Below are 16,633 nucleotides of genomic sequence, written 5' to 3'. Positions count from 1 at the left end.
TACGACAGCGGATTATAATCACTAAACAGGTAAGATCTCAATTGGCGTCCCGGGTAATATCCGAGCGAACAAATCGATAATGTCATCACCGTGCATCCGTATGCAGCCTCGGGAACCGGGCTTACCCATTTCCGCTGTATCCGGAGAACCATGAATATAGATATATCGTCGCATAGTATCGACACTACCCAGCCGGTTAAAACCAGGCTCAAGACCGCTAAGCCAAAGAATTCGACTTAAAATCCAGTCTTTTCTCGCAGGATACTGGGATTTAAGTGCTTCATCATATATTTCACCAGTAAATCGACGCGCAGCAAAAACGGCGTGTCTGGGAAGCCCATCACCAATTTTTGCCCTGATAATGTGCTTTCCCAAGGGGGTTTGCCAGCTGCCTTCCTGCTGGCCTGTGCCCTTACTGGCCGTCGAAATCAAGTAACGTCGCTTATTATCATCATCTTCATGGAGCACCATTTCCTGAGTCGCAACATGGACCGTTATGTGCATGAGGGAATTTACTCCAACATTCTATTCAACGAATACAGTCAAACAACAATATTTAAACGTGCGCCCGAAGACCCGCCGCCATAAACGGCACCATCTTACGCATAATTTCTTCAAGATCATGATGAACACCATAATCACTTTCCGCAATAGCGCGTAACGCATTGGCACCGGACAGTGTAAACACGGCAGATCCCAGCATGAAATACACACGCCAGAAAAGATCATCAATCGGAAGCTCAGGACACGCCTTGACCATTAATTGAAGGTACTGCTGAAAAACATCGCCATACACTTCCCGCAGATATTTTTTAAGGTGTCCCTGCCCCTGGGTATAAGCAAGCCCAATCAGTCGCATGCAGACAGAAAGATCCTGTGACTTTCTCGGCTGAACGGCCATGATCTGATCCACCAGAAGATGCAGAACACCTTCCAGATCCACCTCCTTTTCCCCGGATTCGTAATCTGCCAATGCCCCCGACAAATTCTGAACAAATGGATCCAGGAAACGGGAAAAAACGGCCTGTATCAGCGCCTTCTTGGAGCCAAAATGGTAATTAACGGCAGCTAGATTAACACCGGCCTTACTGGTTATAGAGCGCAGGGAGGTCTCAGCAAATCCGTGCTCAGCAAACAACTTCTCCGCAGCATCCAGAATCCTGTCTACGGTTGCTGGCTGTGACATACTTTATATACCTCCAATGTAAACGTTTGTTTAAAACTACCGTTCGAAACATAAAACTTCAAGTCAGAATTCGTGTAATGCATCTATATGCCAACAGGGTTTCAGGTTATTTATCCTGTTTACTGAAGAATCAGCTATTGCAGCCGAAAAAATACTGTATATAATCACATGTACTGTATAAAAAAACAGATATCATCATGTATAAACTGACCAAGCGCCAAGCGGAAATACTGAACCTGATTCGCTCCTATATAGAAGAAACAGGTTTCCCACCGACACGTGCCGAAATTGCGAAAACTTTTGGCTTTCGGTCACCCAATGCTGCTGAAGAACATTTACGTGCCCTTGCCCGTAAAGGTGCGATTGAAATCACCCCTGGTGCATCAAGAGGCATCCGCATACCCGGCTCTGACCAGTTAGGCCTTCCCATTGTAGGCCAAGTGGCCGCAGGTAGCCCAATTCTTGCCCAGGAACATATTGAAAATCACCTTTCAATCAATGCTGATTTCTTTTCGCCAAAAGCAAACTTCATGCTTCGAGTTAAAGGAATGAGCATGAAAAATATTGGTATTTTAGACGGTGATTTATTAGCTGTTCACAAAACAACGACTGCATCTAACGGTCAGATTGTAGTGGCCAGAATTGAAGATGAAGTGACAGTGAAACGCTTTGAGCAGATCAAAAACAAGGTCTATCTCCACCCTGAGAACGAAGACTTTAACACCATCGAGGTCGATCTCAGTGTTGATGATTTTGCGATTGAAGGCTTAAGTGTTGGCGTAATTAGACACTAAATTACAAAACAAGCCGAGTTTTGATTCGGCGGTATTGATACCGCTTCGATCCATTAAATGCCTACTCCTCATTTACACAGACATGTGATGCCTGAGGGGGCTGGCACCTGTAAAAAAGAAATATGATAGTTAATCTAAGGCAGGTATTGCCGTTGTAGGAGTCAGACATGCAATTATTATCACTGGCAGAAAAAACACAATACGCTTCCCCTGAACCTGAGAACATCCATTCAATTGACGAAGTGATTCTTTCAGGCTCATTATTCAAATCAGGAAAGCTACTGAAATCCCTACTGAATGACCTGGCAAATGACCCACAGGATCAACGATGGCTGACACTAATCCTCTCTGGTGAACAGGCGGGAAGCACTATTAAATGGTTGAAAACCAATGGACTTAAGAGCCAGCGCTTACAGGTTCTGAATCATTCAGCAAAAGCAGACCCATTCAAACTCACCCAAAAGGCTCTAGCCTCAGGCACCAGCCACACAGTCGTCAGCTGGGTTAATGAACTAACCAGTAGAGAATTATCCGAACTCGAATTTGCTGCAAGATCAGGCCAATGTCATGCATTAGCCATTAGAAACCGGTAAATTAATTAATCAATGGAGCACTCGGTCTTCCGGAATATATTCACCGGCATCCGTCTCAGTTTTACGCCCTACTTCTTCAATACAGGCGTCTAACATAACCCTGGCGATTTCAAACTGATCCCCCTGCAGGAAATCCACCAATTCCTGAGAAAAAGACATAGTCACCAGTGGTTCAGCATCTTCTTCATCACTTCGGCGCAAGACAATCTCGCCAGAAGGTAATTCCACAATTTCCAGAAACGACACTGACATAGACATCCCGTGCTTAGATAAATAACGGACAAGAAAATATTGAAGGGCATTTTGCATGAGCCATCCAGTGCTTTCAAGGCGAAGCACTGAATATATCACCACCATTTACCACTCAAGACTAAAGTTCCGACTATAAGTCACCAACTCTTTTAAAGACTCAAGCGCCGACAATAGATTACCAGGAAGGTCATAGCGAATTGAGCTCTCATTGAATAGTGGAATCTCATTGTGATTGATACCCTTTCGCTCAATGGGCATTGAGCATTCCTCATGACTTTTCAACAGTGCCGCCAGCCAGGAATCCTGTTGCTCTAAGCGCTCAACATACTTCAGCTCGGAAGAAACCTCACCTTTTTGGTGAATGCTATTAATGGCTTCATCAAGGGATGGTAATTGTTGAACAGGGAGACGGTGGTTAGTCATAATTTCGGCCAACAAAGAATGATAAGCCTGTATCATGGCATTCAGACACGCTTCGCGAAACGCAGGCTTGGCAATATCGTCTGCACCCTCCCAGGCTTCTAACAGCAAACGGGAGTGGAACAACATTTTGTTAGTATATCCCTGCCAATTATTGGTCATAACCAACTCCTGAAATCACCAAATACAAAGTAACCAAACAGGTTAAACAAAAGCATTGTTACTTTTATTTAACCTGTGTGTTGGTCATCCACTAACTGGATTTGCGTTTCTTCGTTTGCTTCTCATGCCACTTGCCTTCTTCAAAGGTAGCGCTCCAACCGGTTGCCTTTCCTTCAATTTCAGTCATGACATACTGAGACTTAGTTTTGCGACTGTAACGAATAATGGAAGGATTACCATCCGGATCCTGTCTTGGTGCGTCCATCAAGTAACCGTATTTAGGATCAATCTCCGCCTGATGAGGTAATAGCTCAGCAACCAACGGTGCACGGGTTTCCCGATTCTTCGGAAACTGACTGGCCGCCAAAAACAGTCCTGACGCGCCATCTCTGAGGATGTAATGGTCTTCAACCTTGAGGCAGCTCAATTCTGGCATCGGCACCGGATCCATCTTTGGTGGCGCCGCTTCACCATTTTTCAGGAGCTTCCGCGTATTCTTACACTCAGCATTGGTACAACCAAAGTACTTACCAAAACGACCCGTCTTCAACTGCATTTCACTGCCGCATTTATCACACTCAAGTACCGGACCATCGTAGCCTTTCAGCTTAAAGCTACCCTGTTCGACTTCATAGCCAGAGCAATCCGGATTATTGCCGCAAACATGAAGCTTGCGCTTTTCATCAATCAGGTAGCTTTCCATTGCCGTTGCACATTTAGGACAACGACGCATGGCTCTCAGGGCATTGACTTCGGCAAACTCATCATCAACATCTTCAACTTCTTCACCTGGCACCAGGTTAATGGTGGTCTTGCAACGCTCCTTCGGGGGGAGCGCATAGCCAGAGCAACCGAGAAACACACCAGTTGAAGCTGTACGAATCATCATTGGGCGACAGCAGGTCGGACATTCAATATCCGTTAGAGAAGGTTCATTGGCACGCATACCACCTTCTTCTTGCTCCGCTTTGGCGAGCTTCTCGGAAAAATCCGCATAAAACTCATCAAGCACCTTTTTCCAGTCCTTACCAGCTTCTGCAATATCGTCCAATTGCTCTTCCATGCGAGCAGTGAAGTGATAATCCATCAGATCACGGAAGGATTCATCCAGGCGATCCGTAACAATGTCGCCCATTTTCTCAGCATAAAATCGACGGCTCTTGACCGTCACGTAGCCTCGATCCTGAATCGTTGAGATAATCGAAGCATAAGTGGATGGACGACCAATCCCCTGTTTCTCCAACTCCTTAACCAATGCTGCTTCACTGAAACGAGCCGGTGGTCGTGTAAACAGTTGCTTTGGATCCAATTTGTCTAAATCGAAGCCGACTCCCTTATCCAGTGCAGGCAAAATCAGATCTTCACCTTTTTTAGCCACTGCTTTTTGAACACGGGTGTAACCGTCAAACTTCAAGGTGCGACCTTTGGCCTTCAGCTGATAGCCATCCACATCAATAGTCAATGAAGTACTGAGGTATTGCGCAGGTGTCATCTGACAGGCAACGAACTGACGCCAGATCAACTCATAAAGCCGTTCAGCATCCCTCTCCATGGATTTCAGGCTGCCCGGTTCCTGAGTCACACTGGAAGGACGAATCGCTTCGTGGGCTTCCTGAGCGCCATCTTTACTGGAATAGCGATTTGGCTGTTCCGGGCAGTAATCCTCACCGTATTGATCAACAATGTAAGTGCGGGCACTGTCCACAGCATCCTGACTCAAGTTGGTGGAGTCGGTTCTCATGTAGGTGATATAGCCTGCCTCATAGAGACGCTGAGCCATCATCATGGTTTTCTTAACACTGAACCCAAGTCGTGTACTTGCCGCTTGCTGTAACGTCGAGGTAATAAAAGGCGCTGAAGGTTTACTCTTGGTGGGCTTATCTTCCCGATTGGTCAGGGAGTATTCCGCTTTCTCAAGAACAGCCAGCGCTTTATCGGTAGCTGCTTTATTGGTGGGCCTGAACGCTTCACCGTTCTCTTTAGCCACCTGGAAGCGAACAGTGTCCTTTTTGGCAGTAGTCAGATCCGCATACACTTCCCAGAATTCTTCCGGTATAAAGCTGCGGATTTCACGTTCACGATCCACCACCAGCTTAACCGCTACGGATTGAACCCGACCGGCAGACAAGCCCCGGGCAATTTTTGACCACAACAGTGGTGAAACCATGTAGCCAACCACACGATCCAGAAACCGGCGAGCCTGCTGGGCATCCACACGATCCTGGTTTAATTCACCGGGTGCCTCAAAGGCTTTCTGAATCGCCTTTTTGGTGATCTCGTTAAACACAACGCGTCGGTAGCGATCAGGATTACCACCGATGGCCTGCTGAAGGTGCCAGGCAATAGCCTCCCCTTCGCGGTCCAAATCCGTTGCGAGATAAATGGTGTCGGCATTTTCTGCCAGACGCGTCAGTTCATCAACCACCTTCTCTTTACCAGGAAGCACTTCATAATGCGCCTCCCAGTTGTTGTCCGGGTCGATGCCCATGCGCTCGATAAGCTGCTTACGCGCTTTGGCTTTTTTGCGAATCTCCCGTTCTTCTGGTGGGAGTTTCTTCGATTCGGCCGCGGCTTTTGCCCGGGCTTTTGCATCAACAGGTTTCTTGGCACCACCCGACGTTGGCAGGTCTCTTATATGACCAACGCTGGATTTGACAACATAGTCTTTGCCCAAATATTTGTTGATGGTTTTCGCCTTGGCTGGCGACTCCACAATAACTAGCGATTTACCCATGCTGCCTTACACGTCCTGTCATCTGTTCCATTGTTCCGACTGATCAGATTCTGAGAGCAGGTTATCAGCATATTATGCTGTATGCCCAGTTTTTGCAGAAAAAGTCATCAGCCAAAACAGGAAAGCCGGGATAGAAATTGCTTCAATATATAAGGCGAAGTCAATAATCGGTCAAGGAAAACCATGAAAACACTTACCAAAACCTTGATCAATTAACACTCTGAAACATCGCTGAAAACGCCTTCGATCCACAGTTTCTCTGTTATATCCCGCTGTATAAAAAATTATCGCTGTGCTGCAAAAACACACGTCATCAATCCAGTCAGCCCTGAATTCATGTAAACGATAACGGCAAGATGATCTAAAACTTAGGGGTTCACTGACAAGCTACGCTCGGCCGCAAACACCAAGGATATGTACTTAGAAAAGGCAATAGAAAACAGGGAATAGAAAACACAGCCTTTTCTAAGTACATAAAAAAACAGAAGCTGAAACCAGCTTCTGTTTTATCATTGATAAAGGATTAAACCCTTTCAAAGACAGTCGTAATGCCCTGACCCAAACCTACGCACATGGTAGACAGGCCAATGTTACCGCCATTCTGCTTCATCACATTCAGCAGTGTGCCGGAGATACGCGCACCAGAACAACCAAACGGATGACCCAGAGCTATAGCGCCACCATTCAGATTGACCTTCTGGTCCATCTTGTCGAGGAGTTTCAGGTCTTTCAACACAGGCAAAGCCTGGGCAGCAAACGCTTCGTTCAACTCTACATGGTCAATGTCGTCAATGGTCAGGCCAGCACGCTTCAGCGCCTTCTTGGTGCTTGGTACAGGACCGTAACCCATGATGGACGGATCCACACCCGCCACCGCCATGGAGCGAATCACAGCCAATGGCTGCAGACCCAAGTCCTGAGCACGCTGGGCAGACATCACGATCATGCAGGAAGCGCCATCGGTAATCTGTGATGAGGTACCAGCAGTAACCGAACCTTTAGGGTTAAAGGCTGGCTTCAGCTGAGACAGACTTTCCGCTGTCGTTTCTGGACGAATAGTTTCATCCTGAGTAAACAGACGAAGATTGCCGTCTGCATCGTGCCCCTGCATTGGGATGATTTCATCTTTGAAATTACCCGCTTGCGTAGCAGCCCAGGCACGCTGGTGAGAACGAGCGCCGAACTCATCCTGCGCCTGACGTGTAATACCGTGCATGGTGCCCAGCATTTCCGCCGTCAATCCCATCATACCCGCCGCTTTGGCGCCGTATTTGGACAGACGTGGATTGGGATCCACACCGTGCATCATGCCAACATGACCCATGTGCTCAACACCACCCACAACAAACACATCACCGTTGCCGGTTTGAATGGCTTGTGCGGCAGTGTGCAGAGCGCTCATGGAAGAACCACACAGACGACTGACCGTCTGAGCACTTGAAGTATGAGGAATTGGCGTCATCAACGAAGCCATACGGGCGATGTTCCAACCCTGTTCCAGAGTCTGGTTTACACAACCCCAGATAACGTCTTCAACTTCTGCCGGGTTCAGGGCTTCGTTGCGATTCAGAACACCGGTAATCAGTTCAGCCGACAGGGTGTCAGCACGCACATTGCGGTACATGCCTCCCTTGGAACGCCCCATTGGGGTTCGGCCGTAATCAACAATCACTGCATCTCTTGGATTCAGGCTCATGATTTTCTCTCTTTATAATCCCTGAAAATGGTTCATCGGTCGCGACTTAAGCGCCGTAGAATGTTTCGCCGTTACGAGCCATTTCCCGCAGTCTGTCCGTTGGCGCGTACAGCGGGCTGATCTCAGCGTACTTATCCGCCAGGGCCACAAACTCGGCAACACCCATGGTATCGATGTATTTCAGTGCACCACCGCGGAACAGTGGGAAACCGATACCCATGATCAGGGAAATATCTGCATCAGCAACGGAGTCAACAATGCCATCTTCCAGGGCACGAATGGTTTCCATGCACAGCGGCACCATCATGCGGGCGATGATTTCGTCATCTTCAAAGGTTTTACGCTCAGCACAAACGTCAGCCATCAACTCGTAAACAGACTCATCAACGACTTTCTTTGGCTTGCCTTTTTTGTCCTGCTCATATTTGTAGAAGCCGGCTTCTGTCTTCTGACCAAAGCGCTTGTTCTCAAACATAACGTCCATGGCCGTCTTGAAGCTCTTCTGCATACGGTCTGGATAACCTTCAGCCATCACACCTTCAGCGTGGTTACCGGTATCCATGCCCACTACGTCGAGCAGGTAAGCCGGACCCATTGGCCAACCGAAACGTTCCATGACTTTATCAACCTGCTTAAAGTCAGCACCGTCGCGAAGCAGTGAAGCAAAGCCAGCGAAATAAGGGAACAGAACACGGTTTACCATGAAGCCCGGGCAGTCATTAACGACAACCGGTGTCTTACCCATCTTGCGAGCGTATTCCACGACAGTGGCTACGGTTTCTTCGCTGGTCTTCTCTCCGCGAATAACTTCCACCAGTGGCATGGCGTGCACAGGGTTAAAGAAGTGCATACCACAGAACTGCTCAGGACGTTTCAGGTCGCTGGCCAGATCAGTAATCGAAATGGTTGAGGTGTTTGATGTCAGCACAGCGTTGTCAGCAACGTAGTTTTCAACGTCCGCCAGAACCGCTTTCTTCACCTTAGGATTTTCAACAACGGCTTCAATAACAACGTCTACCGATTCAAAATCACCATAAGACAGTGTTGGCACGATGTTGTTCAGCACACCACCCATCTTGGCAGCGTCCATACGACCACGGGATACACGCTTGGACAGCAATTTGCTGGCTTCCGACAGACCCAGATCGATACCCGCCTGATTAATATCTTTCATCAGGATCGGCGTGCCCTTCAGAGCGGACTGGTAGGCAATACCGCCACCCATAATGCCAGCACCGAGAACGGCAGCTTTGTTGGTTTCTGCAGCCAGATGGGCAGAGTCTTTGGCTTTTTTCTTCAGCTTCTGGTCATTCAGGAACAGGTTAACCAGCGCATCGCTGACGTCGGTTTTTGCCAGTTTGATGAAACCTTTGGCTTCCACTTCCAGTGCTTTATCACGCTCAAGAAAAGCATGCTTCTGGATGGATTTAACCGCTGCAACTGGTGCAGGCATGTGTGGACCAGCCTGCTGCTTAACAAAAGCAGTGGTGGTTTCGAACACCATCATGCTTTCGATAGGAGACAGTGTCAGCTTACCCTTCTTCTCAGCCTTACGAGCTTTATAATCCAGCTCACCAGCTAAGGCATCTTTGATCAGGGCAACCGCCGAGTCTTTCAGTTTCTCAGGAGCAACCACTGCATCAACCGCACCCACTTTCAGTGCAGCGTTCGGGCGAAATTCTTTACCGCTGGCAATCCACTCAACGGCATTGTCTGCACCGATAACCCGTGGCAGACGAACGGTGCCGCCCCAACCTGGATAGATGCCCAGTTTGACTTCTGGCAGGCCAACCTTGGCGTTGGTAGACAACACCCGGTAGTCAGCACAGAGAGAAATTTCAAAACCGCCACCCAGTGCAATACCGTTAATGGCAGCAACGGTTGGCATGTCCAGATCTTCAAAGCTGGAGAAGATTTTGTTCACTTCCATCACGCCGGCATAGAGAACGTCATCGCTTTCTTTGAAGGTTTGTACGAATTCGTTGATATCGGCACCGACGATGAAGCCGTCTTTTCCACTGGTCAAAACCAGCCCTTTGATAGAGCCATCAGCACTGATCGCTGCGATGGCCGCTGCAAGATCTTCAATCGCCGGGCGACTGAATTTATTGACGGACTCACCTTCCAGATTGAACTGCAATTCGGCGATACCGTCTTCCACAGGCAGAACCCTGAACGCCTTGCCCTGGTAGATCATGAACGTCTCCTTTCGGATGTTTGATTATTATTGCTCTATAGCAATCGGATACTGCCTGCTCGCCTTTCTATTTATAGAGCAGTGTTTCCGATCCTATATGACTTCCTGAATTAACACTGGCAAAACCAGTTACTTCCTTGCAAATTCATACAGGTGTTTGAATTTATGCCTACCTTCTTTGAAAAGAGATTCAAAGTCAACCCTACCGCCTTGGCGTAAAAACAGAAAATGACAGAGAAACCCACTCTTTTACAAAAAATAAGACAGCACAAAGATAACCACTGTCTTTTAATGGTTTTTACTGACCAATGCAAAGAAAATCATGGATAAAACACGACGAAGCCTTACAATAGAGAGGCCAAGACTTGAGAAGATTTCATAAAGGAAACCAGCTTATGAGCCTCTACAAGCACATCCTTGTTGCGGTTGACCTGTCCGATGAGTCCGATGAGGTGCTCAATAAGGCCAAGACCATTGCCGAAAGACATCAAGCCAGACTCACTCTGGTACACGTGGTTGAGCCACTGAGCGTTGCCTATGGCAGCGACATTCCTCTGGATCTAACTACCCTTCAGGACGAGATTACCGAACAAGCCAAGGAACGCATTGCTCATCTGGCAAACTCGATCAACCTGGAAAAAGGTGAACAGCATGTTGTTTACGGACGCCCCGAGCGGGAAGTGCACCGTATAGCTGAAGAGAGCGATGTGGATTTGATCGTAGTGGGCAGTCATGGCCGTCACGGACTGGCGCTGATTTTAGGATCGACGTCTACCAGTGTTCTGCACGGCGCAAACTGTGATGTTCTTGCGGTTCGGGTTGGTAAAAACGACAGTTAATGCAGTCTTGAAATCACACAAAAAAGGGCGTCAAACGACACCCTTTTTTCAGATCTGATTTACATATTATCGAGCTCTTCCCAACGCTCCATCTTTTCTTCAATCAATTCATTCAACTCCGTTAAACGACCAAGCACCCGTTGCACGGCCTCCTGATCACCCTGATAAAAATCAGCCTGACCTGTTTTCGTTTCCAGATCATTCAGTTCTGCTTCCAACGCTTCAATCTCAGCGGGCAACCCATCCAACTCTCTTTGAAGCTTGTAGCTCAGTTTCTTTTTGGCGGGTGCGCTGTCTTTCACTGGCGCTGCTTCCGATTCGCTGGGCTTTCCTTGCTTCTTTGCAGAGCCACTTTCTGCAACCAGCTTGTTGATAGCACCACCCTGCCGCAGCCAATCATCAAAACCACCAACGTATTCGCTGATATGACCACCTGGTTCAAACACCAGCGTGCTCGAAACCACATTATCCAAAAAGGTTCGGTCGTGACTCACCAGTAGAATCGTGCCCTGGAAATCCATCAGCAGCGATTCCAACAATTCAAGAGTTTCTACATCCAGATCGTTGGTCGGTTCGTCGAGTACTAACAGGTTGGCAGGTTTACTGAACAAGCGGGCCAGCAATAATCGATTTCGCTCCCCACCGGACAATGCCTTTACAGGCACACGACAACGGTTGGCTGGAAACAGGAAATCACCGAGATAACTGATCACATGACGGCTGGCACCATTAATCATGATGCTTTCACGCCCCTCGGCCACGTTATCAATAACGGTTTTCTCAAGATCCAATTGATTGCGCAGCTGATCAAAATAGGCGATTTCCAGCTTGGTGCCCATTTTTACCGTGCCAACCTGCGGCTCAAGATTGCCCAACAAAATACTGAGCAATGTGGATTTACCGGCACCGTTAGCACCGATCAAACCAATCTTGTCACCACGCATGACACGCAGATTGAAATCTTTGATAACCGTATTTTGATCAAAGGCTTGTGACGCATTCTTCACTTCAAGCACTAACTTACCGGAGCTGTCACCCTGTTCCAGCCCAAAGTTGGCATTGCCCTGCACTTCACGACGCTGGCTACGTTCTTCCCGCAACTTTTTCAGATCACGAACCCGACCTTCGTTACGGGTGCGGCGAGCTTTGATGCCCTGACGAATCCACACTTCTTCCTGGGCAAGCTTTTTATCAAACAGGGCGTTTTGTTCTGCTTCCACTTCCAAAGCGTGCGCTTTGCGTTCCAGATAGGTGTTGTAATCACAGTCCCAACTGGTCAGCTGACCGCGATCCAACTCGATGATGCGCGTGGCCAACGATTGCAGGAAAGAACGATCGTGGGTGATGAACAACAGCGCGCCACCAAAGTCCTTCAGCTGTTTTTCCAGCCAATCAATGGCAATAATATCTAAATGGTTAGTCGGCTCGTCCAATAACAACAGATCGGGCTCACCCACCAGCGCACGAGCCAGTTCAACACGACGACGCCAGCCACCAGAAAGCTCCTTCATCTGCTTTTCTGCAGGCAAGCCCAGCTTTTGCATGACAGTATCGACCTTTTGGCTTAAACGCCAGCCATCCGCGGCCTCCAACTGTTGCTGAACTTTCTCCAGCTTTTTCATGTCCTCATCAGTGCTGATGTTCATGGACAAACTGTGATAACGGCTAATCAGCTCACCCACCGCTTCCAATCCGGAAGCCACTACATCGTAGACTTTTTTCTCATCCTGATCCGGCAGATCCTGGCTTAACACGCCCACTTTCAAGCCCGGCTTGCGCCACATGGAACCGTCATCAGCAATGGCAGCGCCCGACACCAGCTTCATCATGGTGGATTTGCCCGCACCATTACGACCAAGCAAACAGACCCTTTCTCCTTTGCGAATCTGGAATTCGGCTTGATCCAGTAAAGGCTGGTCACCATAGGCCAGGCTGATTTTTTCAAATCTAAGTAACGGCATTCTCAATCCAGAAAGACATGAACTCTGTCCGCGGAAAGCGCACAGAGTGAATTTTCAAAAGCGGTAGGATAACTTTTAGCTCACTGAATGCATAGCAAGCTCATGTTTTTTGAGGCAGATTGCAACGATGATGGCAGCCAGCTGGCATAAAATCAGCACTAAAAATGCTATCTGGAAGTCCTGTATGGTCAATGCATCCAGATCCGGTGCTTTTGCTTCCAAAGCAAGGCCGATTAATGGTTGCATCACAGGGGCAGCTATCAGCATCGATGCATTGATAATTGCCAGATAAAACCCTTTACTGTTTGTTGGGCTAAACTGCTTAGCCAATGAAAATGACAATATATAACCACCACTGAAGAAGCCGGTGGAAAAACTCAGCACTCCCAGTGCACCAAGTGAAAAGGGGCAGAAGATCAAAGCAGAGAACAGCAGAACCGACATGACCGATGAACCCATCATCACCTTGCTGGAAGAGCCCAACCGGGTAGCAAGCCAACCCAGCAGCGGTGCTCCTATACCCGCCCCCAGAAACATAACACCCACCACATCCCCTACCGCTTCTTCCTGCCCTGGAAAGCGCTCATAAAAAAAAGGAATCCCCCACAGCCCTCCGAAGGTTGAAATAATTGAAAACAAACCAAACCCGAAAATACAGCATTGAGCGTATGCCATTCGATTAAAGGGTTCTGCCTCAGAGTCTTCGCCTTTCTTAAATGTGGAACAAATACGGCCAGATATATCCGTCTCAGAATCCGATACTGGGTATGACGGTGCATTTTTAACCATGAACAAAATTAAAAATGAAATAACAACACCGACTAAAGCGACGATTTTCATGGTGCATTGCCAGCCGCACATATCAAGCAAGTTCGGCAGAACGATCGGCCCGAGGCCACCACCGAGCATGGCAAAAGCTTCTACCATACCCGCCATTGCCGGGAACTGATCCTCTCGCATCCAACGGCAAGCCAACGTCAGGGAGGCAACAATACACGGTGTGGCAATCACTCCCATAAGCGAGCGGGATATGAATACTGACCAGAGTGATTCTGACACACTAAACCAATAGCAAGCAGCTGCCATCAGCATTGAAGAAATACTCAATAAGACGGTTAAGTTAATACGGTCTGTGAGGTAACCTGCGGGAATCTGGAAGATAAGATAGCAATACAGATAACTGCTGGTGAGCCAGCCGATACCGGCAACGTCGAGATGAAAAGCACTCATCAACTGAGGCACCATCACCGACGGCGCGCCTTGAATCATAAGCTGGTAGGAACAAAACAGAGATGCTACCGCACAAACCAATATACCACGCACACACACATTTTTGACCATTGGACTCTTTCCCCCTAAACAATCTTGCGCACCTCCCTGCATTTAACAATCGTACAAATGGGATATGAGCCTGCTTAGCGTAGTCAAAAATCAGTTAACTTCACCTTAAAAAACAGTTTGAGCGTCACAGTCACTACAGGAAAAATTAGAAGTCATAGTAGCAATTACTTAAATAGAAAATGAAACATCTATCAGGCAAGACGTGAAGACAGATCATCAATGAAAGACAGCAAGCCAAAAATATATTCTGGAGAATTAAAAGCTTCAGGATGCTAAGTCGAAGGTATCAAGGTGTGTAGCAGTGTTTAATGGTGGCCAGCCCTGCCACCATGAGTTCAGCTTCAAGCAACACTGCCATGGCCGTCTGAAAAGAAGGGCCTGAAGATGGCACACCATCGCAGAGCAACCCAGTCAAATAACTCACCACTGGCATATGACTTGCCAACAGGACAACGCCAGAGTCCGGTAACCGCTCCACAATATCACGGGGGTTACCCTCTGGCACAAGGGCATCCAACGTTTCAACATCACAGCCAAACTGGTTGGCAGCAATACCTGCAGTTTCTCTGGCACGATCATAAGGACTGGAAATAATCCGGGTAACCGGAATATCCGCCATGGCAGTCACCGTACTCAGCACTTCATTTCTGCCAACGTCGGTCAGTACCCGTGCCCGATCACTCGTCGCTGACCAGGAAGCCTCACCATGACGCATGATAATTAACTGCATGGCGTGCACATCCTCTTATACCAATGTCGTTTTTAAATTGTGGAGTGAGCAAGTTATTTTGAGCGACTGGGCAATACCCACAGGGCATAAAGGCGAAGCGACGAGTCATAGCCGTAGCTATGGCGAGGAGCTTCAACGCAGATCCATTCGCCCAAAATGGCTGCGCAGCCCATAATTTAAAAACAGAATTGGTATTATTCATCTATATCAGTTGGAGAGCCCTGCGGCCAATCTGAAAATGGGTAGGGCTTTACATCACTGTTAAAGGTGAGAAAACTGGCAATCTGAAAGATGTATTGATTCACGCTATCACTGAAGTTCAGCAATCGCTGGTTGGGCTCACCAACAACAAAACCATGCACCGCCTGAATCAACGCAATCAACATCACAAGGAAACCGGCAAGGTAGGCTGCTATGCCAAACAGCACCATAAATACCAGGCGAAACCACCGTGACTCTGATTTCAAGTTATCGACTATATTCTCATCCATTGACTGTCTCCTATCGCATAGCTAAGCCCTGCAAAGATATTAAATACCTTACCTGGACATAAATTCAACATCCGTTTTCTGTTCCCGCAACATCATACCCTTCACCAGATTTTCGATGGCATTACCTTCAAAAATAATACTATAAAGACCATCCACCAGAGGCATATAGATACCCAGCTCATCGGCCTTCTGCTTCACCTGTTGAAGCGTGTTAACACCTTCCGCCACCTGCCCCAGCTTCTGTTCCGCTTCCTGAAGACTGCAGCCTTCTCCCAGCGCGCGCCCCACCTGAAAGTTACGACTTAATTCTGATGTACACGTCGCCACCAGATCACCAACACCGGCAAGGCCAAGAAACGTCATTGGGTTGGCCCCCAGAGTGACGGCAAAGCGGCTCATCTCTGCCAGGCTGCGGGTTATGAGCATGCTGTGAGTATTCTCCCCCATTCCAAGGGCAGCACCCATACCACAGACAATGGCGTAGATGTTTTTCAGTGCGCCGGCCAACTCCACACCATAGACGTCACTATTAGAATATACCCGGAAATAGTCACAATGCAGAACCGATTGAATCGTCTGACAAAGGGCATCATCTTCACTGGCAATAACGGTTGCTGTCAGCGCCTTGGCAACAATCTCTCTGGCGAGATTCGGACCACTGAGAACCCCCAGTCGTATATTGTCCAACTCTTCACGCAGTATTTCGCTCATTAAGTCAAAGGTGACCGGTTCAATACCTTTGGTGGTGCTGATCACGATCTTGCCATTGAGCTTATCACCGGCTTTACGGATCACATCCCTGAAGGATTTACTGGGAATGGCAATAAACACAATATCTGCATTCGAGATCACCGCATCCAGATCACTGTCAGCGCTCACCCGGGGATTAATTTGAAAACCGGGCAAATATCGCTGATTCTCATGATGTTCATTGATGCTTTGAACCTGAGTTTCATCCCGCATCCAGAGCTTAACCCGGTGGCCATTTGTCGCTGAAATATCTGCCAGAGCCGTACCAAAGCTGCCGCCGCCAAGAACCGCAATGGATAATATCTCGGACGATTGAACATTCCCTGCGCTTTCTGGCTTAGCGTTTTCTGGCTTAACTGTCATCGCTTTCAATCCTGATTACTGCTATCGAACCGCTTTATAAAATGGCATGTAATTCCTGAGCTTATTAAACCACACAAGCAGCGAATAACATAAGTCGGTGGCAATTAGCTGAAAGCGCACACAG

General features: G+C 47.9%; 15 protein-coding genes. 3 read left to right on the top strand and 12 right to left on the bottom strand.

The genetic code is table 11. From position 1 onward, the window contains the following. Positions 1 to 21 precede the first annotated feature (21 nt). Together Q1B11_RS01860 and Q1B11_RS01855 are read right to left on the bottom strand one after the other, a co-directional pair. Complete coding sequence (locus tag Q1B11_RS01860; RefSeq protein ID WP_299726501.1) at positions 22 to 504, bottom strand: L,D-transpeptidase; 483 nt, start codon at positions 502 to 504, stop codon at positions 22 to 24. A gap of 52 nt (positions 505 to 556) precedes the next feature. Further along, on the bottom strand, positions 557 to 1,186 hold the full coding sequence (locus Q1B11_RS01855; protein ID WP_299726499.1) for a TetR/AcrR family transcriptional regulator: 630 nt from the start codon (positions 1,184 to 1,186) through the stop codon (positions 557 to 559). Positions 1,187 to 1,383: 197 nt separating this feature from the next. On the opposite strand from Q1B11_RS01855, the gene lexA reads away from it, so the two are divergent. Together lexA and Q1B11_RS01845 are read left to right on the top strand one after the other, a co-directional pair. After that, positions 1,384 to 1,980 carry a transcriptional repressor LexA gene (gene lexA / locus Q1B11_RS01850; protein WP_299726497.1) on the top strand — a complete coding sequence of 199 codons (597 nt, stop codon included), beginning with the start codon at positions 1,384 to 1,386 and terminating at the stop codon, positions 1,978 to 1,980. A 167-nt stretch (positions 1,981 to 2,147) separates the two neighbouring features. Beyond that, positions 2,148 to 2,573, top strand: a complete 426-nt coding sequence (locus Q1B11_RS01845) for a hypothetical protein (protein ID WP_299726495.1) — start codon at positions 2,148 to 2,150, stop codon at positions 2,571 to 2,573. A gap of 9 nt (positions 2,574 to 2,582) precedes the next feature. On the opposite strand, the gene Q1B11_RS01840 is transcribed toward Q1B11_RS01845, so the two are convergent. The 5 genes from Q1B11_RS01840 to fadB all read right to left on the bottom strand — a co-directional run bounded on the left by Q1B11_RS01840 (position 2,583) and on the right by fadB (position 10,034). After that, positions 2,583 to 2,882, bottom strand: a complete 300-nt coding sequence (locus Q1B11_RS01840; RefSeq protein ID WP_299726493.1) for a hypothetical protein — start codon at positions 2,880 to 2,882, stop codon at positions 2,583 to 2,585. Positions 2,883 to 2,930: 48 nt separating this feature from the next. Further along, complete coding sequence (locus Q1B11_RS01835) at positions 2,931 to 3,407, bottom strand: DUF6586 family protein (RefSeq protein WP_299726491.1); 477 nt, start codon at positions 3,405 to 3,407, stop codon at positions 2,931 to 2,933. 91 nt (positions 3,408 to 3,498) lie between these two features. Next, positions 3,499 to 6,141 (bottom strand): type I DNA topoisomerase, encoded by a 2,643-nt coding sequence (topA, locus tag Q1B11_RS01830; protein WP_299726489.1) that lies wholly within the window; start codon positions 6,139 to 6,141, stop codon positions 3,499 to 3,501. Positions 6,142 to 6,664: 523 nt separating this feature from the next. Then, positions 6,665 to 7,837: an acetyl-CoA C-acyltransferase FadA gene (fadA, locus tag Q1B11_RS01825; RefSeq protein WP_299726487.1), complete on the bottom strand. Its 1,173-nt coding sequence runs from the start codon at positions 7,835 to 7,837 to the stop codon at positions 6,665 to 6,667. 46 nt (positions 7,838 to 7,883) lie between these two features. Beyond that, positions 7,884 to 10,034, bottom strand: coding sequence for a fatty acid oxidation complex subunit alpha FadB (gene fadB, locus Q1B11_RS01820; RefSeq protein ID WP_299726485.1), 2,151 nt, complete (start codon positions 10,032 to 10,034; stop codon positions 7,884 to 7,886). A gap of 395 nt (positions 10,035 to 10,429) precedes the next feature. On the opposite strand from fadB, the gene Q1B11_RS01815 reads away from it, so the two are divergent. Continuing rightward, complete coding sequence (locus Q1B11_RS01815) at positions 10,430 to 10,873, top strand: universal stress protein (protein WP_299726483.1); 444 nt, start codon at positions 10,430 to 10,432, stop codon at positions 10,871 to 10,873. Between the two features lie 59 nt (positions 10,874 to 10,932). On the opposite strand, the gene Q1B11_RS01810 is transcribed toward Q1B11_RS01815, so the two are convergent. From Q1B11_RS01810 to Q1B11_RS01790, 5 genes are all read right to left on the bottom strand, one after another. Next, positions 10,933 to 12,834, bottom strand: coding sequence for an ATP-binding cassette domain-containing protein (locus Q1B11_RS01810; protein WP_299726481.1), 1,902 nt, complete (start codon positions 12,832 to 12,834; stop codon positions 10,933 to 10,935). A 75-nt stretch (positions 12,835 to 12,909) separates the two neighbouring features. After that, positions 12,910 to 14,175 (bottom strand): MFS transporter, encoded by a 1,266-nt coding sequence (locus Q1B11_RS01805; protein ID WP_299726479.1) that lies wholly within the window; start codon positions 14,173 to 14,175, stop codon positions 12,910 to 12,912. Between the two features lie 286 nt (positions 14,176 to 14,461). Beyond that, entirely contained in the window at positions 14,462 to 14,905 is a 444-nt protein-coding gene (locus Q1B11_RS01800) for a histidine phosphatase family protein (RefSeq protein ID WP_299726477.1), read from the bottom strand. 194 nt (positions 14,906 to 15,099) lie between these two features. Then, positions 15,100 to 15,396 (bottom strand): DUF4389 domain-containing protein, encoded by a 297-nt coding sequence (locus tag Q1B11_RS01795; protein ID WP_299726475.1) that lies wholly within the window; start codon positions 15,394 to 15,396, stop codon positions 15,100 to 15,102. A gap of 48 nt (positions 15,397 to 15,444) precedes the next feature. Beyond that, complete coding sequence (locus Q1B11_RS01790; protein WP_299726473.1) at positions 15,445 to 16,509, bottom strand: NAD(P)H-dependent glycerol-3-phosphate dehydrogenase; 1,065 nt, start codon at positions 16,507 to 16,509, stop codon at positions 15,445 to 15,447. Positions 16,510 to 16,633 lie beyond the last annotated feature (124 nt).

This window comes from uncultured Endozoicomonas sp. (assembly GCF_947495845.1).
GTDB lineage: Bacteria > Pseudomonadota > Gammaproteobacteria > Pseudomonadales > Endozoicomonadaceae > Endozoicomonas.
The sequence above is the reverse complement of the archived record's forward strand: the minus strand, read 5'-3'. Positions and strand labels throughout refer to the sequence as shown.